Origin of the sequence: Bacillus sp. FSL M7-0791 (genome assembly GCF_038627085.1) — a bacterium.
Lineage (GTDB): Bacteria > Bacillota > Bacilli > Bacillales > Bacillaceae > Bacillus > Bacillus safensis.
Map to the genome: position 1 here is coordinate 1850812 of NZ_CP152022.1, position 25218 is coordinate 1876029.

At 42.4% G+C, this 25218-nt stretch carries 16 protein-coding genes; 5 read left to right on the forward strand and 11 right to left on the reverse strand.

Annotation, left to right across the window (positions count from 1 at the left end; genetic code table 11):
• Positions 1-16: 16 nt before the first annotated feature.
• The 5 genes from MHI08_RS09345 to MHI08_RS09365 form a co-directional block, all read right to left on the reverse strand.
• The gene (locus tag MHI08_RS09345; RefSeq protein ID WP_024422641.1) at positions 17-718 is read right to left on the reverse strand and encodes a DUF421 domain-containing protein; all 702 of its coding nucleotides are present in this window, start codon (positions 716-718) and stop codon (positions 17-19) included.
• A 66-nt stretch (positions 719-784) separates the two neighbouring features.
• Positions 785-1108 (reverse strand): nitrite reductase small subunit NirD, encoded by a 324-nt coding sequence (gene nirD, locus MHI08_RS09350; RefSeq protein WP_342499570.1) that lies wholly within the window; start codon positions 1106-1108, stop codon positions 785-787.
• A gap of 23 nt (positions 1109-1131) precedes the next feature.
• Positions 1132-3543 (reverse strand): nitrite reductase large subunit NirB, encoded by a 2412-nt coding sequence (gene nirB / locus MHI08_RS09355; protein WP_342499571.1) that lies wholly within the window; start codon positions 3541-3543, stop codon positions 1132-1134.
• Positions 3544-3612: 69 nt separating this feature from the next.
• Positions 3613-5772, reverse strand: a complete 2160-nt coding sequence (locus MHI08_RS09360) for a molybdopterin oxidoreductase family protein (RefSeq protein WP_342499572.1) — start codon at positions 5770-5772, stop codon at positions 3613-3615.
• Entirely contained in the window at positions 5769-8018 is a 2250-nt protein-coding gene (locus MHI08_RS09365) for an FAD-dependent oxidoreductase (protein WP_342499573.1), read from the reverse strand. The genes MHI08_RS09360 and MHI08_RS09365 overlap by 4 nt, the downstream gene beginning before the upstream one ends.
• A 170-nt stretch (positions 8019-8188) precedes the next feature.
• Here MHI08_RS09365 and MHI08_RS09370 point away from each other — a divergent pair, with 170 nt between their 5' ends.
• On the forward strand, positions 8189-9391 hold the full coding sequence (locus tag MHI08_RS09370) for a nitrate/nitrite transporter (protein WP_342499574.1): 1203 nt from the start codon (positions 8189-8191) through the stop codon (positions 9389-9391).
• A gap of 60 nt (positions 9392-9451) precedes the next feature.
• Here the strand turns inward: MHI08_RS09370 and gltD are convergent, their stop codons facing one another.
• Positions 9452-10936: a glutamate synthase small subunit gene (gene gltD, locus MHI08_RS09375; RefSeq protein WP_024428371.1), complete on the reverse strand. Its 1485-nt coding sequence runs from the start codon at positions 10934-10936 to the stop codon at positions 9452-9454.
• A gap of 16 nt (positions 10937-10952) precedes the next feature.
• Positions 10953-15524: a glutamate synthase large subunit gene (gltB, locus tag MHI08_RS09380; RefSeq protein WP_342499575.1), complete on the reverse strand. Its 4572-nt coding sequence runs from the start codon at positions 15522-15524 to the stop codon at positions 10953-10955.
• Positions 15525-15677: 153 nt separating this feature from the next.
• Between gltB and MHI08_RS09385 the strand changes: the two genes are divergently transcribed.
• The 3 genes from MHI08_RS09385 (at position 15678) to MHI08_RS09395 (ending at position 20233) form a co-directional block, all read left to right on the forward strand.
• Complete coding sequence (locus MHI08_RS09385) at positions 15678-16580, forward strand: LysR family transcriptional regulator (protein ID WP_024422648.1); 903 nt, start codon at positions 15678-15680, stop codon at positions 16578-16580.
• A 94-nt stretch (positions 16581-16674) separates the two neighbouring features.
• On the forward strand, positions 16675-18411 hold the full coding sequence (locus tag MHI08_RS09390; RefSeq protein WP_342499576.1) for an ABC transporter ATP-binding protein: 1737 nt from the start codon (positions 16675-16677) through the stop codon (positions 18409-18411).
• Entirely contained in the window at positions 18404-20233 is a 1830-nt protein-coding gene (locus tag MHI08_RS09395) for an ABC transporter ATP-binding protein (protein ID WP_044332971.1), read from the forward strand. Before MHI08_RS09390 ends, MHI08_RS09395 begins: the two co-directional genes overlap by 8 nt.
• A gap of 50 nt (positions 20234-20283) precedes the next feature.
• On the opposite strand, the gene MHI08_RS09400 is transcribed toward MHI08_RS09395, so the two are convergent.
• Positions 20284-21111, reverse strand: coding sequence for a MerR family transcriptional regulator (locus MHI08_RS09400; RefSeq protein WP_342499577.1), 828 nt, complete (start codon positions 21109-21111; stop codon positions 20284-20286).
• A gap of 87 nt (positions 21112-21198) precedes the next feature.
• Between MHI08_RS09400 and MHI08_RS09405 the strand changes: the two genes are divergently transcribed.
• On the forward strand, positions 21199-21765 hold the full coding sequence (locus tag MHI08_RS09405; RefSeq protein WP_342499578.1) for a GNAT family N-acetyltransferase: 567 nt from the start codon (positions 21199-21201) through the stop codon (positions 21763-21765).
• A 61-nt stretch (positions 21766-21826) separates the two neighbouring features.
• Here MHI08_RS09405 and MHI08_RS09410 read toward each other — a convergent pair whose 3' ends face one another.
• The 3 genes from MHI08_RS09410 to proB all read right to left on the reverse strand — a co-directional run bounded on the left by MHI08_RS09410 (position 21827) and on the right by proB (position 25217).
• Entirely contained in the window at positions 21827-22603 is a 777-nt protein-coding gene (locus tag MHI08_RS09410) for an MBL fold metallo-hydrolase (protein ID WP_034621372.1), read from the reverse strand.
• 208 nt (positions 22604-22811) lie between these two features.
• Positions 22812-24080: a glutamate-5-semialdehyde dehydrogenase gene (locus MHI08_RS09415; protein ID WP_342499579.1), complete on the reverse strand. Its 1269-nt coding sequence runs from the start codon at positions 24078-24080 to the stop codon at positions 22812-22814.
• Positions 24081-24098: 18 nt separating this feature from the next.
• A complete protein-coding gene (gene proB / locus MHI08_RS09420) occupies positions 24099-25217 on the reverse strand; it encodes a glutamate 5-kinase (RefSeq protein WP_024428364.1) in 1119 nt (372 codons plus the stop codon).
• Position 25218 lies beyond the last annotated feature (1 nt).

Here is a 25218-nt window from a genome sequence, read left to right on the forward strand (position 1 = left end):
AAAAACACCCACGTTTTTATGTTGTGGATGTTTTTTTAGACTTTTCATATTGCATCGCATAAATCCCTTCATTTTCAATCCATTCACAAAATAGAACGTCTCGATAAGAGGAAATATGCTGCTTTTTTAATTGCTCATTCAGCCAGGATTCATCAAAGCCGGCTTCTTGAAGATCTTTTTTTAAAATTTCGCCGTCAATAATAAACGTTCTAGGCAATTTCACTTCTTTTCCCTTCACGTTCACATCTTCGGCTGTGGCTGGGGCGTATTTCATTTTCGGAAGAACGCTGACAGAGCCGTCCGTTTCCAAAATAGCATATTCAATTTCATTCAGGGCAAAATGGCCTTTTGCGCGAACTAGTGTCTGCAGCTGATTGATATCAAGCATATTTTTCTTCAACCGGTTGTAGTGAATCTTCCCCTTATCAATCACAAGAGTAGGTCTTCCTTCTAAAAAAGCGCGAATGGATTTAAAGCGCTGTGAAAGCCATTCAACTGTATAAATGAGAACGCCCCATACTGCAACAGCAAATAAAATGTGCTGAATCCTGACTTCCGGATCAAAAATAGCGTTTCCGACCATTTCGCCTAAAATTAGTGCAGAAATGAAATCAAACGGTGTGATTTGTGCAAATTGTGTTTTCCCTAATAATTTTGTAATAAAAAATAAAGCGAAAAATCCGATTAAGAGTTCAATCAAAATATTAACGAACGGCACAAAAATTCCTTCCTTTCTTGCTGCATTTATATACAGCATATACATGAAAGGAAGGATCTAAACCATTTATGAAGGCAATAAAATAAAGACATCGTCCCCTTCAACGAATGTTTCATATGTTTTAACGCATCCGTGATCTGGTGCTTGTACGTTTCCTGATGAAAGATCAATTTTCCAATCATGCATTGGACAGAAAACGTGATTGCCGCTGACCATGCCTTCAGCCAGAACGCCGCCTTTATGTGGACAGCGATTTTCAATGGCTTTGAACTGCTTATTAGAAGTTTGAAAAACAGCTAATTCAAGTGTACCGACTTCAACTGTTTTCCCTAGCTGGAGCGGAAAATCTGATAGGGTGCCAATGTGAACTTTAACAACTGAAACTGTCATATGATCTCATCCCTTCAATTGATTTATACGGAAGCCGTCGCTTTTTGAAATAATTGTCTCGTGTCTTTTTGGCTCTCGCGAAGCTCCTGCCAAGGCTCTTCATATGTTGAAAGCGCAATGTCCATTCTTTCAATTAAGGCTGCTCGTTTTTCATCATTCAGGAGTACTGATTGAATATGATCTAACCCAAGTCGCTCAACCCAAGCAGAGGTTCTTTCTAAATAATTTGCCGTTTCTCTGTAATATTGAAGGTATGCTGCGGCCATTTGCTCTACTTCTTCTGCTGTACTGACCTTCATTAATAAATCTCCAGCCCGCAGGTGTGTGCCGCCATTTCCGCCGGCGTACAATTCAAACCCTCCATCTATCCCCACGATACCGAGGTCTTTAATTCCGGACTCTGCACAGTTTCTCGGACAAGCAGAGACGGCCATTTTTACTTTATGCGGTGTCGCAAGACCTTCAAATTTCTTTTCAAGTGCAATTCCAAGAGCCATGGAGTCCTGCGTGCCGAACCTGCAAAATTGTTCTCCAACACATGTTTTAACTGTTCTTAAAGATTTCCCATATGCATAACCCGATGGCATATCTAGATCCGCCCACACTTTTGGTAAATCTTCTTTTTTGACACCTAGAAGATCGATACGCTGACCGCCAGTCATTTTCACAAGCGGTATTTCATATTTGTCGACGACATCGGCAATTTTCCTCAAGTCATTTGCATTGGTGACGCCGCCGTACATTCGCGGAACAACTGAATAGGTACCATCGTTTTGAATATTGGCATGCATGCGTTCATTTACAAAGCGTGAGCTCTTTTCATCTTTGTATTCAAGTGGATAAAGCATGCCTAAATAATAATTCAGTGCAGGTCGGCATTTTGAACAGCCTTCTTCTGTATTCCAGTCAAGTACATTCATCACTTCTTTGACATGCTGCAAGCCTTTTTCTTTGATTTCATGAATGACTTCATCTCGTGAAAGAGTGGTGCAGGCGCAGATGGTTTCTTTTTGGGCTGTCCTGCTTGCATCCTCACCTAGCGTATGCCAAAGAATCTCTTCGACAACAGGCTGACAGCCTCCGCAAGATCGTGAGGCACTTGTACATTGCTTGACTTCCTGAAACGTTGTTAAGCCTTCTTTCTGAATGGCTTCTACAATTTGCCCTTTTGACACGCCATTACAGCCGCAAACGATATGGTCGTTTGCCATGCTGTCAATCGTGCTTTCTTGCGCCGGATCATTGGAGGTTAAGACAGATACCTTCTCCATATCCGACATATCTATTCCTTCTTTAATGTACGAGAATAAACGAGGTCCGTCGCTTGTTTCTCCAAACATGACGGCGCCTACTAATCGGTTTTGCTGGAAGACGAGTTTTTGATAGATGCCTTTTTGTTCGTCAAAAATTTTAATCGCCTTTTTCTCATCGTTTTCAATAAAATCACCAGCTGAAAACACATCAACTCCTGATACTTTCAGCTGTGTTGACAGAACAGAGCCTTCATATGGAGCAGGGTTCAAGCCGCATACATGCTTGGCAAGTACAGCCGCTTGATCGTATAAAGGAGCAACTAATCCGTACGTTTGTCCCCTGTGTTCCACACATTCTCCGACGGCATAAATGCCCGGGACACTCGTTTCCATAAAATCATTGACGATAATCCCACGGTTCACTTCAAGCCCGCTTTTTTCTGCAAGCATTTTACTCGGTTTAATTCCCGCAGCCATGACGACTAGGTCTGTCTCAAGTGTAGTGCCGTCTGAAAATGATAATCCTTCTACTCTTGTATCTCCTAAAATCTCATTTGTCTGTTTTCCAAGCAGGAATTTCATCCCCTGTTCTTCTAATGCTTTTTGAAGAAGCTGTCCTGCAATAGGGTCTAGCTGGCGTTCCATTAAATGAGAGCCGAGGTGAATGACATTCACTTCCATGCCTAAGTTTAATAGACCGCGTGCTGCTTCAAGCCCAAGGAGTCCGCCTCCGATGACTGCTGCTTTTTTGTACATAGTAGAGGCATTGACCATTTCCTCAGTGTCTTGCAATGTACGAAAAGCCGTTACGCCTTTTTTATCATTCCCTGGAATTGGCAGGATAAATGGAAGTGACCCTGTTGCTAAAATCAATCGGTCATAATATACGGTCCGTCCTTGATCACTGGTGACTGTTTGGTTCTCTGTATCGATCTTCACAATGGTCTCGTTTGTAAACAGCTGAATATCATGCTTTTGGTACCAGTTCCAATCGTTTAACGTAATATCTTCGACTTTCGTATCCCCTTGAAGCACTTTCGATAAAAGAATTCGGTTATAGTTAGGATGCGGTTCAGTCCCAAATACCGTCATGTCGAAGCGTTCGCCGTCTGTTTTTAAAATGTTTTCAAGGCTTCGAATGCCGGCCATACCGTTCCCCACTAATACGAGTTTTTCTTTCATGAAAAAACACCCCTCATGTGATCATTTTTTAGAAAGTACCATAATTTAAACATAGATGGAAAATACATGTTAAAATTTCTCACATAGTTTTTCATTCACGTAGGCTGACAGCTGTACAGGACAATATTTAAAGCCTGGCATTTTACTGTGCGGATCTAGTTGATCATCAATTAATTGATTAATTGATTGATGTTTGCTCCAGTGAAATGGAACAAATACGGTATCTTTTCGAATGGTGTCTGATATGCGGCATCTGATGATGACACTTCCTCTTTTTGACTTGATGGTCACGAGCTCCCCGTGCTGAAGTCCATACGTTTTCGCTGTATCAGGATGAAGCTCTGCATATGCTTCAAACTGTCTGGCAACAAGAGAGGTGCTCCTTCTTGTTTGAACGCCTGTTTGGTAATGAGCCATCACCCTGCCGGTCGTTAAATAAAGAGGGTATTCTTGACTGACGGGTTCCTTTGCAGCCTTTTTTCCGTGTGTGACGACGGCAAACTTCGCTAAACTGTCAGAATGTGAGAATGCATGTTCAAATAATCTTTCAGTTCCCGAATCTTCTAAATGAGTACAAGGCCACCTTATGCCTTGTTCCTTCCTCAGCCTTTCATAGGTTATGCCTGAATAATCAGCCTTTGCATCTTTCGTTACGGCTCTCAATTCCTCAAAGATCTCTTCTGCGGATGAAAAGGAAAAATGGCTGCCTTTGCCTAATACAGCTGCTATTTCACAAATGATTTGCCAATCGTGCTTTCTTTGGTGTTTAAGTGGATATGTTGCTTCTCTAAGCGTAACGCGCCCCTCTACGTTTGTCACGGTACCTTCATCCTCTAAATATGACGAAGCAGGTAAAATTACATCTGCCAGCGCAGCTGTCTCAGACATAAATAAATCAACGGCAACAAAAAAGGACAAGTTCTTGATGGCTTGCTGAATCAAGTGCGCGTTTGGCCCTGATTGGACAGGATTTGAGCACATTAAAAAGAGCGCTTTGATTTCACCTGCCTGCATTTTTTCAAACATTTCAAAAGCAGACACGCCCTTTCCTGGAAGTTCTTTTTCATCAATGTTCCATCGTTCAGCCATTTCTTTTCTGTGAGCAGGGTTTGAGATATCTCGATATCCTGGAAGCTGATCTGCTTTTTGCCCATGCTCTCTTGCTCCCTGGCCATTTCCCTGGCCGGTTATTGCCCCGTAGCCGCATCCAAAGCGGCCGATCTTCCCAGTAACAAGCAGAATATTCAGGAAATTACGCACAGAGGCTGTACCGTCTATTTGCTGCTCAATGCCTCTTGCTGTAAAAATCATGCCTGTTTTTTCTTGCGCGAATTTCCTTGCTATTTTCTGCATCACATCAATCGTCACGCCAGTTTGCTCAGCAATGTCTGGCAGGGAGATGCGTGAGATGTGCTCCTTTAGTTTTTGGAAACCTGATGTTCGTTGATGAATAAATGATTCATCGATTAAATGCTCATGCAGCATGATGTGCAATATGCCGTTTGCCAGTGCGGCATCAGACCCTGGTTTTAGGCTGACATGTAAATCGGCTAATTGGGCTGTCGGAGTTTTGCGCGGATCAATGACGATGAGAAATGCGCCATTGTTTTTTGCCTCTTCAATGTAGGGCAGGAAGGTTGGCTGACATTCCGCTATATTCGTTCCAACCAATATCAACACCCGTGCATGCTTGATGTCGCTTAAAGGAAAGGTCAGACCACGGTCAAGTCCGAATGTTTGATTTGCGGCAGTTGCTGCCGAAGACATACATAGTCTGCCGTTATAATCGATGTATTTCGTTTTCAGCGCCACTCTTGCAAATTTCCCGAGTAAGTACGCTTCCTCATTTGTAATTGATGCGCTTCCGTACACACTGATCACATCATGGCCATGCGACAGCTGAAGGGATTCTATGTTTGTTTTGATTTCTTCGAGAGCCTCCTGCCATGTCGCTTTTACAAATTGTCCGTTTCTTTTGATCAGCGGGTGATTCAGGCGATCTTTATGAAGCGCGTGCTGGTGGGCATGCTGTCCTTTCATACAAATTCTTCCGTGCGTAGTTGGATTGTGTACACCAATCGTTTGGTAACGTGTTCGCCCTTCCACATGCTGCTCGATTAATTGCATTTTGCACTGCATACTGCAAAAAGGACATTGGGCTGGGAACACTCGCTTTTGTTCTTCCTGCTTTGATTTTTGCTGGGCATATTGTAAAAAAGATTGACTCATACCTTCACATCCTTATGTCTTACATTTCCTTGTCTGCTCTGGTCAAATTGCGCACAGAGCTCTTCTCTTATTTCCTCATCAAGTAACTTTTCTCGAATAGAAATGTTTCCTTGCCGTGACAGCCAATCGCCAATAGATTCTTGAAAGTAAGCATTTTTTCTATACTCTTCAAGCAGCGCTTTTAAAAAAGGAATAAGCTCACTTGAATGAGCCAAGGTGTAAAAAAGCTGGCCTCCTATATAAATGTTCCATTCACCCAGCTGCTTTTTCAGACAGATGTCATCAATTGGAGCAAGTTTACACGTGCAAGAAGCACCGGTGATATGAATGGAGGTGACAGCTGGTAAAAGTGTATCTTCCACTTGTCTTTCCAGCTCCATCACAAGTGACGTGACAGCTGGATCGTCACAGTCGCATGAAAGGATATGAGATAGTCTTCTTTTCTCATTAGGCATAATTGGCCAATGATTTTTGACGATTTGTGCCGCCTGTTTTGACACACCGATGAGCCGTATTCGTTTATGCTTTGTCAGCTCTGCCTGCTCAATCAGCCTGTTCTCTAACAAAGACGTAATGATTTTCAAAAAATCCAGATCAAGCCGGCCTCCATATAATTGAGGAATCAACACGTCTTCCTGTTCAGCAGCGCCGATGTTTTCCACCGATCCTTGGAATTGCTCGAGATAGTATTGAATGGACGGCCGGCAGATGCCGCAGCCGTGATTCGTTTTCCATTGAAAATGTCTTTTTATTTCTTCAGCATTCACCGGCCGCTGCTTTTTAATAAACGAAAAAATGGTCTGCTCCTCTACTTCTGTACATGGACAAAAAAAGACCTGCGATTCCGTTTGTTCATGTGATGGTAACTGGCAGCAAGCACGGACGAGCTCTTGACAGCCGCCGCACCCTGTTGCTGCCCCTGTCTTTTTTTTCACCTCTTCTAAGTTTTTGAGCTGGTGAACCGAAATGCTTTTTAAAATCGTCCCTTTTGTAACGGTTTGACATTGGCAGACGAGGTCTTCCATTTTTAATGAATCTAGTGGGGATGATGGCTTTTCATGAAGGGCTTTCATGACCACACTTTTATCACGTCCCACTTTTACATCTTGCAAAAGCTGATCGGCATTCCCCAGCTCTCCGACGAATAAAATACCTGCCAGCGCCTGACGTTCAAAGACAAATTTTTTATACACCTCTTGCTCTTCATCTAAATAAGTCACAGCTGACATAAACGGAGAATGATGTTCAATACATCCAGCAGAATAAATCGGCAAATCAGGTACTTTTAATTTTGTTGAGTAAATGGGCTTTGGTGTATGTGTGATTTTTTCTCCTAAAAGATGCTTAGCGAGCACGCTTGCTTGTTCATAAATGGGCTGAACAAGGCCATGCACCATCCCTTGGTGCTCTGCACATTCTCCAATCGCATAAATATGCGGGATATTTGTCTCCATCACGTCATTGACAACAATGGCTTTTCTCGTGTGTATGCCATGATTCTCTGCAAGCTGTATATTCGGACGGATACCTGTTGTAAAAACAACAAGATCAGCATCCACGATGTCGCCATTTTTCAATAAAACGCCTTCTACCCTCTCACCGCCTAAGCACGCAATGGTATGGGCATTTGTTTTCACCTGAATGCCTTTTCGTATGAATTTTCGCTGTAATAATCCGGCTGCTGTTTCATCTAATTGGCGCTGCATCAGCCGCTCCGTATGATGAATAATGGTGGTTTCAAGCCCCGCCATCTGCAGACCAGCTGCTACCTCCACACCAAGCACGCCGCCTCCGATCACTGCTGCTTGTTGATAATGCACCGCATCCGCACAAATGGCCTCATAATCATCAATTGTCCGAAAAGCGTATATCCCTTTTTTGGACACACCCTGAATAGGAAGAAAATTCGGCGATGAACCCGTTGCAATGACGAGCTTGTCATAGGGAATTGCCCGGCGCGCATCTGTCATGACACACTTTCGATTTGTATCGATATGTACAACTGATTCTCCTTTGTACAATGTGATGTCATGCGCGGTGTACCATTCTTTTTCCTTTAGTTGAATTTCAGCTAATGATTCGCTTTTTTGTAAAATCGACGAAAGTTTTATTCGATTGTAGGCAGAGTGCTTCTCTTTTCCAATGACTGTTATGGCATAATGTTCTGGCTGCTTTTGAATGATCTCTTCGATACATTTCATACTCGCCATGCCGTTTCCGATAAACACAAGTTTGCGTTTTGCCATCTGAAATCAACCTTTCTAAGCCTCTTGCTCGAGCACATTGTATGGATTGATTATGGCATACACTTGTAAAAAAGTGTTTATTCATGTCAATTTTTCTCACATAATACTTTCATTACATAAGTGAACTCGCTATCTTTAAGTCAGAAAATTCAAAATAGAGGAGGCGTTTTATGAAACTCTCAGAATTAAAATCAAGTGGTCATCCTAAGACATTGTTTGGTTCATTTTTATATTTTGATGTGAGCTTTATGATTTGGGTTTTGTTAGGGGCGCTGGGTGCTTTTATTGCACAAGATTTTGCTTTATCAACCGTAGAGAAAGGCATGATTGTGGCCATTCCAATTCTATCTGGTTCTTTTTTTCGGATTGTGCTTGGTTTATCGACCGATCGAATAGGACCTAAAAAGACCGCAGTGATAGGAATGCTTTTAACGACCATTCCGCTTATTTGGGGGTTTATCGCTGGTACAACCCTTTCAGAACTTGTACTGATTGGGATTTTGCTTGGAGTAGCAGGAGCAAGTTTTGCTGTTGCTTTGCCAATGGCAAGCCGCTGGTATCCTCCTCACTTACAAGGAGTAGCCATGGGGATTGCAGGCGCCGGGAATAGTGGAACACTAATCTCCACCTTATTTGGTCCAAGGCTTGCGGAGATTTACGGGTGGCATGCCGTAATGGGGTTCGCTCTGCTTCCGTTAAGTCTTGTCTTTTTGTTTTTTATTTTCACTGCTAAAGATGCACCAAATCAGCCTGCTCCTCAGCCGATTCGGTCGTACTTTTCAGTATTTCAAGTGAAATCGACTTGGTTTTTCTGTTTGCTTTATGCGATCACATTCGGAGGGTTTGTCGGGCTTTCCAGTTTCCTCAGTATTTTCTTTGTGGATCAATATGGGGTTTCGAAGATTCATGCTGGTGATTTTGTGACCCTTTGTGTGGCGGCAGGCAGCTTCTTTCGGCCTGTGGGCGGTCTCATTGCCGATAAAATAGGCGGAATGAAAGTACTGCTTGGATTATTCGGAATCATCGGCATCTGCTTAGGAGGCGTGAGCAGTCTTCCAGCTTTACCTGTGGTCATTGCGCTTTTATTTGTGGGGATGATGTGCCTTGGGATGGGGAATGGCGCTGTTTTTCAGCTGGTGCCTCAAGTATTTCATAAAGAAATTGGGATTGTGACCGGAATTGTTGGGGCTGCTGGAGGCATTGGCGGATTCTTTTTACCTAATATTCTTGGCAGTTTAAAAGAATTGACTGGCTCATATACGTTTGGCTTTTTGACCATTTCCCTTTTTGTTCTGATTGTCTTCCTCTGTTTAGTCGTAGCGCAGCTTAAACGTAAAAAAGTGTTGATCAACCATTCCATTTCTGAATCATAAAAAGCCATGACCACACGTTGGTCATGGCTTTTCTTTATATTGTAACACCCTTTGTTTGACCTATTTTGGCAGAACCGAACTCCCCATTAAATAACGGTCTACCTCGTGCGCCACTTGTCTGCCTTCATTAATTGCCCAGACAATCAAGCTTTGCCCGCGTCTTGCATCTCCCGCTGCAAATACGCCTTCTACATTTGTTGTATATTCCCCATATTTTGCGTCAATGCGATTGTTTTTGCTGTCCACGCCAAAGTGTTTCACAAGCGGCTGTTCAGTTCCCTCAAAACCAATTGCAATAAAGACGAGCTGAGCAGGCCATACCTTTTCTGTCCCTGGAATTTCATGAAATTCAAACTTCCCTTGTTCGTTTTTCACCTTTTCCATTTGAATGGTATGAAGCTCTTTTAATTTCCCATTTTTATCTGCCACAATTTTTGTGGTTTGAATTGAATATTGACGCGGATCTTCTCCGAATTTTGCTTGTGCTTCTTCATAAGCATAATCCAGCGAGAAGACATAAGGCTGTTCTGGCCACATGTTATCCCCTACACGTGTATCCGGAAGCTTTGGATGCTTCCCGAATTGAACAACACTTTTTGCTTTTTGGCGAAGTGCAGTTGCCACGCAGTCCGCACCTGTATCTCCTCCGCCAATCACAATCACGTCTTTTCCTTTTGCATCAATGAAGTTTTTGTCTTTAAATCCTGAATCAAGCATGCTTTTCGTTGCAAGGGTTAAATAATCCATCGCAAGGTGAATCCCTTTTGCTTCCCGGCCCTCAATCAATAGGTCACGCTGCTTTTGTGCACCTGTACAAAGGATAACTGCATCAAACTGCTCTTTCAGTTCATCAGCAGTAATATCCACGCCGATTTCTGTGTTTGTCACAAAGTCAATGCCTTCTTGTCTTAGAAGTTTGACTCTTCGCTCGACCACTTCTTTGTCGAGCTTCATATTCGGAATCCCGTATGTCAGCAGTCCGCCAAGACGGTCAGAACGCTCAAACACTGTGACAGCGTGCCCTGCTTGGTTTAATTGATCAGCACTTGCAAGTCCTGCTGGTCCTGAGCCGACAATGGCAATTTTCTTCCCTGTACGGCTTGAAGGGATTCTTGGTGTGATCCATCCATTTTCAAAACCTTTATCAATGATTGTGCGTTCGATATTTTTAATCGAAACAGCCGGATCATTGATAGCGACTGTACATGACCCTTCACAAGGTGCAGGACATACTCTCCCAGTAAACTCTGGGAAATTATTTGTTTTTTGCAGTCTTTCGAGAGCTTCTTTCCATCTCCCGCGATAGACAAGATCATTCCACTCTGGAATTAAATTGTAGATCGGGCAGCCAGACACGCCGCCCCTGATCTCCATCCCAATTTGACAAAACGGTGTTCCGCAATCCATACATCTAGCGCCCTGCTTCTTCAATACGTCATCTGTATAAGGAGCTGAATATTCTTTCCAGTCATTTTGACGAGTGAGAGGGTCACGTTCATTTGGCTTTTCTCTTTTATAATCCATAAAACCTGTTGCTTTGCCCATTGTCCTCTCCCCTTTCTTAATGAGCGAGGGCTGCTTTTTGCCCGTTTGCCGTTTCTTGATTTTTCGGTTTTGTGTTTGCTTCAAAGGCAAACATCACCGCTTCTTCATGACTGAGGCCCGCTTGTTTTTGTTCTTCAATACTTTGAAGCATCATTTTGTAATTTCTCGGAATGACTTTGATGAATTGATCCTTTTCTTGCTCCCAGTTTTCAAGAAGTGCTGCTGCTTTTGAGCTGTTTGTATAATCAAGGTGTTCCTTGATCATTTGCTTTACTTCTAGTTCTTCTTCATGATCTGTGAGCTTTTCAAACATGATCATTTCCATATTGCACATTCTTTTGAACTGTTTTGCATCCGATGTATGGATGTAAGCCACACCGCCAGACATACCTGCACCAAAGTTTTTCCCAACGTCTCCTAAAATAACGACACGTCCGCCAGTCATGTATTCACAGCCGTGATCTCCAATTCCTTCAACAACCACATGTACACCTGAATTACGAACAGCAAATCGTTCACCAGCACGCCCGTTAATATAAGCTTTTCCGCTAGTTGCACCGTAAAATGCAACGTTTCCTACAATGACGTTTTCATGTCCATTTTGTACAAAATGATCAGACGTTTTGACAGCAATTTTGCCTCCTGAGAGTCCTTTGCCGATATAGTCATTTGAATCACCTGTTAAATAGAGAGACATGCCCTTTGGCACAAATGCGCCAAAGCTTTGTCCAGCTGAACCAGTGAATCTGAGTGTGATCGTATCCTCTGGCAAGCCCTCTTCCCCGTAGCGCTTAGACACTTCACTGCCAGTAATGGTTCCGGCCACACGGTTGATATTGCGAATATTCAATGATAGATCAACCGGTGTTTGATGATTCAGCGCTTCTTGCACATAAGGAAGGATTTCATTCATATCCAGCGATTCGTCAATTTTATGATTTTGCGGTGTTCTGAATGTCCGCGCTCCTTCTGGCTGATAAAGCAGTGTTTCAAGGTTTAGCTGGCCTGCTTTCCAGTGAGCTTTTGCTCGTTCACTGACCGCTAGGACGTCCGTACGTCCGATTAATTCATCCATTGATGTAAAGCCGAGTTCCGCTAAGATTTCTCTTACTTCCTCTGCAATAAACATCATGAAGTTCACAATGTGATCAGGGTCACCCATGAATTTTTTGCGAAGCTCTGGGTTTTGTGTGGCAACACCGACTGGGCAAGTATCTAAATGACATGCTCTCATCATCACGCAGCCCAGCACGACAAGTGGAGCTGTCGCAAAACCGTATTCTTCTGCTCCTAAAATCGCAGCCATCACAACGTCGCGGCCAGTCATTAACTTTCCGTCTGTTTCAAGAACGACTCTCTCGCGAAGACCATTTAACACAAGGGTTTGATGCGCCTCTGCCAATCCAAGCTCCCAAGGAAGCCCTGTATGTTTAATACTTGTTTTCGGTGAAGCTCCTGTACCGCCATCATAACCACTGATAACAATGACGTCCGCAGTTCCTTTTGCTACACCTGCTGCAATCGTGCCAACGCCGGCTTTAGATACAAGCTTGACACTGATGCGTGCATCACGGTTCGCGTTTTTCAAATCATGAATCAGCTGTGCCAAATCCTCAATGGAATAAATATCATGATGCGGCGGTGGTGAAATCAATCCGACACCTGGCGTAGAACCACGTACATCGGCCACCCAAGGATACACTTTATTTCCTGGCAGCTGTCCGCCTTCTCCAGGTTTTGCTCCTTGCGCCATTTTAATTTGCAGTTCATCTGCATTGACCAAGTAATGACTTTTTACACCAAATCGGCCAGAAGCGATTTGTTTAATCGCACTTCTGCGGTCATCACCGTGATCATCTACTGTAAAGCGGGCAGGATCTTCTCCGCCTTCTCCGCTGTTACTTTTACCGCCAATTCGGTTCATTGCAATCGCAAGCGCCTCATGCGCTTCTTTACTTAAAGATCCAAATGACATGGCACCTGTCTTAAAGCGGCGCACGATGGATTCAGCAGATTCAACCTCTTCCAGACGAACCGGCTTTTGTTTTGGCTGAAATGCAAACAAGTTTCTGAGGAAGCCGATTCTTTCTTCATCCGCTGCTTTTGTATATTGTTTAAATAGATCGTAATCTTCATTACGGCATGCCCACTGGAGCGTATGGATCGTTTTTGGGTTAAAGGCATGATGCTCTCCATTTTTTCTCCACTGGAATTCACTGCCTGATTCAAGTGTCTGGTCAGTTGCTGCTTGATACCCTGCTTCATGGCGGAGTTTTGCCTCATGAGCAATGGTGTCAAGATCAATCCCGCCAAGCTGAGAAGCTGTTCCTGTGAAATACGCTTGAATGACGTCTTCACTAATCCCGACTGCTTCAAAGATTTGCGCGCCTCTATAGCTTTGCACAGTGGAAATTCCCACTTTGGACATGACTTTGACGACACCTTCTGTCACGCTTTTACCAAACTTTGTAACAGCTTCATCAAAGCTGATCGAAATCGCTTCGTCTGCAATCAGCTGTTTGTACGTTTCATAGACAAGGTAAGGGTGGATCGCATCTGCCCCGTAGCCAATTAGTGCGGCAAAATGATGGACCTCTCTCACCTCTCCAGATTCAACGATCAGACTGACCTTTGTCCGTAAACCTTGACGCACAAGATGCTGATGAAGTGCACTTAGCGCAAGAAGTGGTGGAATCGGTACTTTTTGTTCTGTCATTTCACGATCTGAAAGGATTAATAAAGAGACACCTTCTCTGATCGCTTTTTCCGCCTCTTCAAACATCGCATCCAGTCCGCGCTTTAAATCATCGGTGAAAAGTGTATGAATTGTTTTGCTTTTAAAGGCATTATGAACAATCGTTTTCAAGCCGTTAAATTGTCCGCTCGTTAAGACCGGTGTATAAAGTTTAATTCTTCGGCATGAATATTCATTCGGATGTAAAATATCGCCTTCGGCACCTAACCAAGTCATGGTTGATGTCACGAGCTGCTCACGAATGGCATCAATCGGCGGGTTCGTGACTTGTGCAAACAGCTGCTTAAAATAATGAAAAAGAGACTGCGCACGATCTGATAACACAGCAAGCGGTGTGTCACTTCCCATTGAACCGATTGGGTCCTTGCCTTCCTCTAGTAAAGGAATTAAATACTTTTGAATGTCTTCATACGTATAATGGAACGCACGCTGACGCGTCAATAAATCATCCATTATACTAGAATTTTCTGAATTTTCTTCCGAGCGATTGACGTGGACCATTTCTTCATCGAGCCATTTTTGATAAGGCAGTTCATTCGCAATGGTCGATTTCACTTCTTCGTCAGAAATAATTCGTCCTTCTTCTAGATCAATGAGCAGCATTTTCCCAGGCTCAAGCCGATCTTTATACTTCACATCTTCTTCATTTGTGTCAATTACGCCAACCTCAGAAGAGAAAATGATATGATCATCATTCGTGACATAATATCTTGCCGGTCTCAATCCGTTTCGGTCTAAGATGGCCCCGATTTGTTTCCCGTCCGTAAAGGAAATGGCTGTTGGTCCATCCCACGGCTCCATGAGAGAACTATGGTATTCATAAAATGCCCGTTTCTCTTTCGACATGTGCGTGTTTTCCGTCCAAGGCTCAGGAATCAGCATCATTGCTGTATGAGCAGGTGTACGGCCTGCAAGCACAAAGAATTCAAAGGCATTGTCTAAAATGGATGAATCACTTCCGTCTGCATTCAGCACTGGCAAAATCTTGTCTAAATCGTCTCCGAAGGCTTCAGATACGAATTGTTGTTCTCTTGCTCTCATCCAATTGATGTTTCCTCTTAATGTGTTGATTTCTCCGTTGTGAATTAAGTAACGGTTTGGATGGGCTCTTTCCCATGTAGGAAATGTATTTGTACTAAATCTTGAATGAACAAGTGAAAATGCAGAAACAAATGTTTCATCCTGTAGATCAAGATAAAAAGCATCGACTTGATCTGATGTTAAAAGCCCCTTGTATACGATGGTTTGACTCGACAGGCTGACAAAGTAAAATTGCTTTTCCTCTCTTGTTCCCCAGTTCTCAACCTGCTTACGGATGACATATAATTTTCGTTCAAATGACAAACGATCTGTGATGTTGTCGTTTGCTCCGATAAAGACCTGTCTCACAACCGGACAGCTCTTCGCTGCGACAGTACCAATTTTTCCTGGATCGACAGGAACCGTTCTCCAGCCAATTAATGTTTGGCCTTCTTGTTTAATGAACCCGTTGATTTTCTGTTCGATGGCTTGACGCGTTTTTTCGTCATCATCTTTTGAAAAGAAGACCATTCCTACCCCGTAACGGCCTTTTTCAGGAAGTGCAAATTCTTTGCAGTTCTTTCTAAAGAAAGCGTCTGGCAGCTGTACCATTAAACCGGCACCATCACCTGTATACGGATCACTGCCTTGCCCGCCGCGATGATCAAGCTGGCACAGCATTTGTAATCCCTTTTTGACGATGCTATGTGTCGCCTCCCCTTTTAAATGGGCGTACAGTCCGATTCCACATGCATCATGTTCAAATTCAGGACGGTAGAGACCTTGTGGTTGTGGTAGTTGATTATAAGTCATCGTTTCTCTCCCCCGTTTAAAAGATCCGTTTTTTCACAGTAATAAAATCTCACAAACTCTGTAACTTATTTTAAGTTTTCAAATTGATATAAACAATATATAATTTAGATCAAAACAATCTCTTTTTGAGATAGATGGGTGTGAAGTGCAAAAATGGAGCTTCGTCAGTTACGTTATTTTGTAGAAGTCGCAGACCGTGAACACGTGTCAGAAGCGGCTGAAAACTTACATGTTGCCCAATCTGCCATCAGCCGGCAGATTGCGAATTTAGAAGAAGAGCTTGGAGTGGCCTTATTCGAACGAGAAGGACGAAATATCAAATTAACGAAGATCGGCAGACAATTTTTAGATCATGTCAGAACTGCACTCAAAGCCATTGATTATGCGAAAGAGCAAATTGATGAATACTTAGATCCGCACAAAGGAACGGTGAATATTGGCTTTCCTACAAGTCTAGCAAGCCAAGTACTCCCTTCTGTCATCTCCGCCTTTAAGCAGGAATATCCAGAGGTCGATTTTTTACTTCGTCAAGGGTCCTATAAATTTCTCATTGAAGCGGTCAAAAACCGAGATATCGATCTCGCCTTTTTAGGACCCGTACCGACAAACGATTCTCAAATAGAAGGAAATATTTTGTTTTCCGAAAGCATATATGCCCTTTTACCGGTTAGTCACCCCTTTAGCGGACAAAGGAGTATTCATTTAAGTGATTTAAGAAGGGATCATTTCGTGTTATTTCCTGAAGGGTATGTGCTGAGACAAATTGCGGTTGATGCTTGCAAGCAGGCAGGCTATGAGCCTACCATTTCATCTGAAGGAGAAGATTTGGATGCGATTAAAGGTCTCGTCTCGGCAGGTATGGGTGTTACCTTATTACCCGAAAGCGCCTTTTATGAAACAACACCCCGATTTACAGTGAAAATTCCAATCGATTTTCCTCAAGTGAGACGAACGGTTGGCATTATTGCATCTAAAACGCGCGAAATGTCTCCTTCTGCCCATGATTTTTATGTGTTTGTGAAGGATTTCTTTTCTAAAATTGAACAATATAAATAATTCATTAAAAGAAGACATTTCATTTGTAGAAATAATCCCTCTTTGTATATGATGGGTTACAGAACAAAAGACTATATGGAAGAAAGGTATTCGTATGAAATCAATTTTATCGTTTTTAAAGCCGTATCGGCTGTCCGTAGTGTCCATTGTCATTCTCACCTTTTTAAGCAGTATGCTCCAGCTGTATTTACCGACGTTAACAGCAGATATCGTTGATGTCGGTATCGTCCAGGGAGATATTGCTTACATATGGAAGGTTGGCGGCTGGATGGTGGCTTGTTCTCTACTCGCCATTTTGCTCACCATTTGGAAGTCTTACTTGTCATCAAAGACAGCACTTGGCTTCGGCCGTGATATGAGAAGACAGCTGTTTGTGCATGTCGAACAATTTTCATTAGAAGAATTTCAAAAGATCGGCACATCTTCCTTTATTACTAGATCAACAAATGATGTGAAACAAGTCCAAGATGTGACGATTATGATTTTACAAATGATGACGCGGGCCCCGCTCATGCTTGTGGGCGGAATTATTTTGGCTGTTTCCAGAGATGCTGTCCTGTCTCTTATCTTTTTAGCGGCCCTCCCTCTTCTTGGCGGATTTATTTATTTGGTGTCAAGAAAAGCCATCCCTCTATTTGGCCAGCTTCAGAAAAAAACAGACCGGCTGAATTTAATTATGCGGGAATCTCTTTCAGGCATCCGCGTTATTCGTGCATTTAACCGTGTGGATGATGAAAAGGAGCGATTCCAAGAAGCCAACACGTCCTATAAGGACACTGGTCTTAAAGTCAACCGATTAATGGCTTACTTGTTTCCATTTATGCTGATCATCATGAACTTCACGAATATCGGTATTGTCTGGCTTGGTGCAAACCGAATTGATGCCGGAGAAATGGAAGTTGGAAATCTTATTGCCTTCATTCAATATGCGATGATGATTTTAATGGCACTTATTATGCTGTCGATGAGCTTTATTATGGTCCCAAGAGCACAAGCATCAGCTAAACGCATGAATGAAGTGTTAAACATGGAACCAAAGATTAAAGATAAAGAAGAGTCTATGACTGAGCTTCACGAGCCCGCTCAATCCATTCGCTTTGAGGATGTGTCATTTTATTACTCAAATGCTGAGAAACCAGCCGTTCAAGGTATCACGTTTGAAGCCAAAACTGGTGAAACGACAGCCATTATCGGAAGTACGGGTTCTGGGAAAACCACGCTTCTCCAGCTGATGACGCGCTTTTATGAAGTGACAGAAGGCCGGATTACACTAGATGGTGTAGACATTAGAGAACTGCCTCAGGAGAAACTGAGAAACCAAATGGGCTATGTCTCTCAAAAAGCTGTTTTATTCAGTGGAACCATTGCCGAGAATGTGCGCTTTGGCAATCAGGATGCAAGCGATGAAGACGTCTGGCAGGCGCTACGAACTGCGCAGGCCGAAGAATTTGTTTTGCAAAAAGATGGCGGAATTGATGCAGAAATTGATCAAGGTGGTTCCAATCTATCCGGCGGCCAAAAGCAGCGGCTTTCCATTGCAAGGGCGCTAGTGAGAAGACCATCATTCTATCTGTTTGACGATAGCTTTTCAGCACTTGATTACAAAACAGATGCGAAGCTGCGGGCATCATTAGAAGCAGAAAAAGCTCATGCAGCCCTCATCATTGTGGCTCAACGAATCAGTACAGTGAAGCATAGTGATAAAATCATTGTACTTGATGAAGGGAAAATCGCAGGTATCGGAACACATGAACAATTATTAAAGGACAATCTTGTATACCAAGAGATTGTCGCATCTCAGGAAGGTCAGGAGGTGAGCGAGGATGAGTAAGAAAATGTCTTCCGGCATGGGACATAAAGGTGGCCACCCTAAAGGGCCAGCCGCAAAACCGAAGGAATTTAAGAAAACACTACTTCGTTTGACAGGCTATTTAAAACCAAGAAAATTTCAGCTGATCATCGTCTTTATTGCAGCGATTGGTTCAACTGTCTTTAACGTCATTAGTCCAAAGCTGCTTGGGGATGCCACCTCTTCCTTATTTGACAGCTTTACGAATGGAACAGGCGTTCAATTTGATGTCATTTCACGAATTCTTTTGCTGCTTGTCGTGCTGTACGTCGTTGCTTCCCTCTTTTCATTCGTTCAGCAATATGTCATGGCTGGTGTGTCTCAACAGACCATTGCTGAATTACGGCAGGAAGCAAATGACAAGCTCACACGTCTCCCCCTTCGTTATTTTGATAAAACAACCCACGGGGACACGCTAAGCCGTGTGATGAATGATATCGATAATATTAATACATCGCTTCAGCAGGCGCTCACCCAAGTGATTACATCTGTGATTACAGTCATTGGGATTGTCGTCATGATGCTCTTCATCAGTCCGCTGCTTACGTTGCTTGTTTGTTTGACGCTGCCACTCAGCCTGTTTGCGATTCGCGGTATTACGTCATTTTCTCAAAAGCATTTTAAAGCGCAGCAAAAAGAGCTTGGCACGATCAATGGACATATCAATGAGATGTTCACAGGACATCAGACAGTTCGTGCGTATGGCTACGAAAAGAAAGCAATCGATACATTTGATGAATTAAACGAAAAGCTTTATGAATCTTCAAGGAAAGCGCAGTTCATTTCTGGTTTAATGATGCCAATGATGACCTTTATCGGGAACCTTGGCTATGTGGCAGTCAGTGTAGCCGGCGGGATTCTTGTCATTAACGGGAATATTCGTGTCGGGGATGTGCAGGCGTTTATCCAATACACACAGCAAATGTCTCAACCTCTTGTGCAAGCATCAAGCGTCGCAAACTTAGTTCAATCGGCGATCGCTTCTGCTGAAAGGGTCTTTGAAATTCTTGATGAGGAAGAAGAAAGTACCGAAGAAGATGCGGCAATTGATCTTGCATCACTCTCAGGCGATGTGAGCTTTGAACAAGTTCAATTCGGATATGAAAAAGATCATCCGATTATTAAAGATTTGAATTTAGATGTGCAAGAAGGACAGACTGTTGCCATTGTCGGACCAACAGGCGCGGGAAAAACGACCATCATTAATCTTTTAATGCGTTTTTATGAATTAGATCAAGGCTCCATACGCATTGGCGGTGTTAAAACAACTGACCTCAGCCGTCAGCAAGTACGAGAATTATTTGCGATGGTTCTTCAAGATACGTGGCTCTTTGAAGGAACGATTTACGACAACATTGCCTATGGCAGGCAGCACGTTTCCAAAGAGGATGTCATCAAAGCCGCCAAACATGCCTATGCAGATGATTTCATCCGCACGCTTCCAGATGGATATGACACACTGTTAACAGAAGATGCCGGCAACCTGTCACAAGGTCAGCGCCAGCTGTTAACCATCGCCCGTGCCATTTTATCTGATCCAAAGATCTTGATATTAGATGAAGCAACAAGCAGTGTAGATACACGGACAGAGATGCATATTCAAAAAGCAATGAATGAATTGATGAAAGGCAGAACGAGCTTCGTGATTGCACACAGACTTTCAACGATTAAGGATGCAGACCTTATTTTAGTCATGAAGGATGGAAGCATCATTGAAAAAGGATCGCACAGCGAACTTTTAAAACAAAAAGGCTTCTATGCAGACTTATATATGAGTCAATTTGCCGAAAATCAAGTGGGATAACATCAAAAAAAGAGGATAGACACGCATGTCACATGCTGTCTATCCTCTTTTCAATTGTCATCTACTCGCTTCTTCACTTTTACACTGAGCTTCGTTATATACTCTGCTTCATCTTTAGACATGAGCGAATGAAGTAAATACTCCTCAAATACATCTCCATCCAGCATCATGCCCTCTTTCTCGATTTCATCTAACAAATGCGAATAAGCAGATTCGATCTCATCAAATGTTCCTTGATCATACATCACCGCATAGAGCCCGCCAGGTTTTTTGACTGCCGCCGGGCCATCCATTCGGCAGAACAGCTGATCTGACTGATGATAGTGCCGCTTACGGAACTGCTCCTTTTTTAAGACAGAACCATTTGCCGCAGCCCCTTTTATGCCAACTCCCTTTAAAAATTCCCCTACAATACGTGATATTTCTTCTACAGGTGTATTGAAGTCGATCGGGTTTGATGCACTTAGTACCACGGGTTCTTCTGGCAGCTCTTGAAACAGGACCTCCCCTATTTTCACATTTGCTAATTCATGTGTCGTCTCCATCACACGCATAAGAAAAGCCTGGATGTCTTGAAGTTTTTCAATCTCTTGTTTGACTTTTTTTATTTGGTCGGCCGCTAGGCTTTGCAGTCTCTCGCGGGAAGGTTCTGTGAAATATTGTTTTAACTCTTTGATCGGAAATTGAACAGCTCGCAAGGATTGAATCGCAATAAAATGGTCAAATTGCTCAAGTGTATAGTAGCGGTATCCATTTTTGTGAACACCAGCCGGCTTAAATAAATCGATTTTATCATAATACAGAAGCGTATCTTTTTTGACATCAAATAGCTTGGCAAATTCTCCAGTGAAAAACGTTTTTTGCACATCATTGATCATGAGGAAGGCTCCTTTCTTGACTATGGAGTAACTCCATCCTTTATTATAACATCCAGAAACATCACTACGCATGGAAAGGATAAAAAAATGAACAAAATAACTCAACATGAAGTGACATTAGCACAAGCAAATAAAGAGGACTTCCCTTCAATGAAAAAAGAGCTCCAGAAAGCTTTTACAGCTGGCGTGATCGATGCATTTGGCGATGCGCATGGTGGACCAATTCCTCCAGATGAAGTCATTGATGAATCTTTTCATTCGAATGAACACATTGTTTATCATATTATGCTAAATGGTAAAAAGGCAGGCGGCGTTGTGATCAAAATCAACCAAGAGACACATCACAACTCGGTTGATTTGCTATACATTTCATCATCCTTTCACGGCCGGGTCATTGGTCAGGCAGCATGGAAAGCCATCGAGGCGCAATATCCAGAAACGATTGTATGGGAGGTTGTGACTCCATACTTTGAAAAACGCAACATTCATTTTTATGTCAATAAGTGCGGCTTTCAAATAGTTGAATTTTATCACTTACACCATCCAGATCCAAACGCACCTCATGAAGCACATCAAAGCAATGAACCTTTAGCACCTGAGGAATTTGAATTTTTTAAATTTGAGAAAATCATGAAACCAATAACAAATAATTGAGATCCTTTCAACCACAAAAGTCGATCCTTCTACTATTCGAAGATCGACTTTATGATTTTTATTAATCTAGCGTTATTTTAAAACCGTCATATGCAAACATCATATCCTTAGGTAAGTATTCACCTCGTTGAATGATGTCTATGTCATGTGATAAGTGTGTTAAGATCATTTTTTTCGGTTGTAACTTTTGTTTTAACTCCATTGCTTCATTTACATCATAAACCGACCTTTTATTGGGCGGCTGATTTTCTTTCCAGAAAGAAGTCCCGAATATCAATGAATCAAGGTGGTAGAAAGGCAACCATTGCTCATCAGTTACTTGAAAGGAATCAGATAAATAGGCCCATTTATATCCATTTATTTTTTGAACTAAAATTCCATAAGACGAACCGTTATGACCATGATTTACTTTATGAAAAGAAATTTTATTGCCATCACTTACCCATTTCGTTGTTCCTACAAAAGTTAGCCCTTTTCTATTGTTTAAGTAAGGAAATCGCTCCTTTAACTGATTAATTACATCTTGAGGACTCACTATTTGTACTTGTTGATTATGCCAGAAGCATAAATCTGCAAAATCACCTAAACCACCGATATGATCGTTATGAGAATGAGTTATAAACACAACTGAAGGAATTGTTCTATTATTATAAGTTTGAAACTGGATCTTGAAATCGGGTGAAATATCGATAAGATAGCTCTTGTTGCCTAAATGAAATTCACAACTCGGTCTAGTTCGTTGATTGTCTGGTGAGCCCGATTTACAAACTGGACACTTGCATAACAATCTAGGTACCCCTTGAGCATCGCTTGTTCCATAAAATATAAGTGAATCCATCTCATTTCTCCTTTTATAACTCAGCTAAATTTTTGATTTATTCTCTAACGAAACCTACTATTCTCCATAGTTAATCAACATTTGTAATCAGACTACCAATTATAGTTTTAAAAGTAAATATATAGATTGTGATTTAAATTTTCACTCATTCGTATAAACTCACTAAAAAACACTACCTCATAAAAAAGGTAGTGTTTCTTGAATCTTTCTAGCTTCTAATCTGACCGTCACCACACAGAAGCAGCTTAGTTGTCGTGAGTGCAGGAAGTCCCATCGGCCCTCTGGCGTGCAGCTTTTGCGTGGAGATGCCGATTTCAGCTCCATAGCCAAGTGCACCGCCGTCTGTAAAGCGAGTCGATGCGTTATGATAAACAGCCGACGCATCGACTTCGTTTAGAAACGTGAGTGCATTTTTTTCATCTTCTGTCACGATCGCTTCTGAATGTTTTGTGCCGTACTGATCGATATGGCTGATTGCTTCCTCAACTGAATCGACTACCTTTACTGCAAGATCCAGACTTAAATACTCATCTGTCCAATCCACTTCTCCAGCAGGAACCGCGTTTGAAAAGTAAGACTCTGCTGCCTGGTCGCCATGTACAGTGACACGATGCTCCTGCAAAGCTTCATTTAATGAGGCTGCATTCTCTTTCAGCCATTCGCGATGAATGATCAGCGTCTCAAGTGCATTACATACAGCCGGACGATTCGTTTTTGCATTGATCACAATTTCAATGGCTTTTTTCACATTCGCGGTTTGATCAATAAAGACATGACAGTTTCCTGTCCCTGTTTCAAGCACTGGGATAGTGGATTCTTCCACCACTGTTTTGATTAAGGAAGCTCCGCCACGCGGAATTAAAACATCGATCCATTCTTTTAGTTGAAACATCGCCTGAACGGATGAACGATCTGTTTGTTCAATTAATTGCACCGCATCACGAGGAATCTTTGTTTGATCCAATGCTTCATGGATCACACTGACAATGGCTTTGTTGGAAGAAATAGCGGAGGAACCGCCTTTTAAAATCACTGAGTTGCCTGCCTTTAAGGCAAGGCCTGCTGCATCGACAGTGACGTTCGGTCTCGCTTCATAGATCATCCCGATCACGCCGAGCGGTACTCTTCGGCTTTTTACGTGTAAGCCGTTATCAAGAGTCCATTCATCCAATATTTCTCCAACAGGATCTGTTAATCTCGTCACGAGCCGCAAACTTTCAGCAAACTCATGAATTCTTTCTTCATTTAACAGTAATCGATCCAAGAGTGCCTCTGTGAAGCCCTTTTCTTTTCCAGCATCTAAGTCCTTTTGATTCTCCTGTAAAATAAAGCGGCTGTTTTGCTCTAATGCTTCTGCCATTTTAAGAAGCGCGTTATTCTTTTCCTCTGTTTGAAGTAAACTTAGTTTTTTTGAAACATGCTTTGCTTTTTTCGCTTTTTCTTTGACCGATGTGACAACTTCAGCTGTCAGTGTCATGGAATTCCTCCCTTTTGGTTAACAAACTGGAATCGATAAATCTAAATGACAAACAAATGCTTCAAGATCGACGACATGCACGATTTCATCTTGTAACAAATCACTCTTACGTGCGAGTTCATCTGACGCATAATTCACAATGCCAAGACCTATTTCTCTTCCATCTTGATCTAAAATACGGACCACATCGCCTTTTTTAAACGAACCTTTTACGTTGACAATCCCATCAGAATCAAGGCTTCCCTCTCGGTGCATGAGGAATTCCTGTGTTTTCTCTTGAACCACGATCTCACCCTTTGGTCCAGAATGAAAGGCAATCCACTGCTTCTTATAATTGAGCGGCGCTACATTTTCGTCAGCGGTAAAATAAGTACCGTCCTCTGTCCCATTGATGGCTTTGTCTAAAATGTCAGGCGTATCTGCTTTTCCTAAAAAGCCGTTGATCCCTGCGGCCATTGATATTTTAAAGGCATCGAGCTTTGATTTCATTCCGCCTGTACCTACGCTGCTGCCTGCGTCTCCAGCAGCTGCTTCGATGTCTTCTGTGATGTCTGTCACTTCAAGAATTCTCTTCGCATTTGGATTTGTATGAGGATTATCTTCATACAAGCCATCAATATCAGATAAAATGGCAAGGAAATCCGCATCAATGAGTCCAGCTACTTTTGCAGACAATGTATCGTTGTCTCCAAACTTCAACCGATTGATCGTCACTGTATCATTTTCATTAATAATTGGGATGATGCCTCGATCTAATAACACGTTCATTGTGTTACGCACATTTTGATAGCGCGTTTCATCAGAAAAATCACTTCTTGTGATTAAGAGCTGTGAGGCAATATAACCGTGTGATAAAAATAAAGTAGAATATGATTCCATTAAAAGCCCTTGCCCAATTGAGGCAGATGCCTGCTTTTCCGGCAGTGTTTTGGGTCTATCAATAAATCCTAGTTTTCGGTAACCAGCTGCAACCGCACCAGATGAAACCAAAATGACTTCGTGTCCTTCATCTTTGAGTTTCACAATTTGATTGACGAGGTTTTCTAGTTTTTTCAAACTAATCTCACCTTGAAAGCTAGTAAGAGAGCTGCTTCCGATTTTCACAACAATTCGTTTTCTCTCTTTATCTGCGTACACC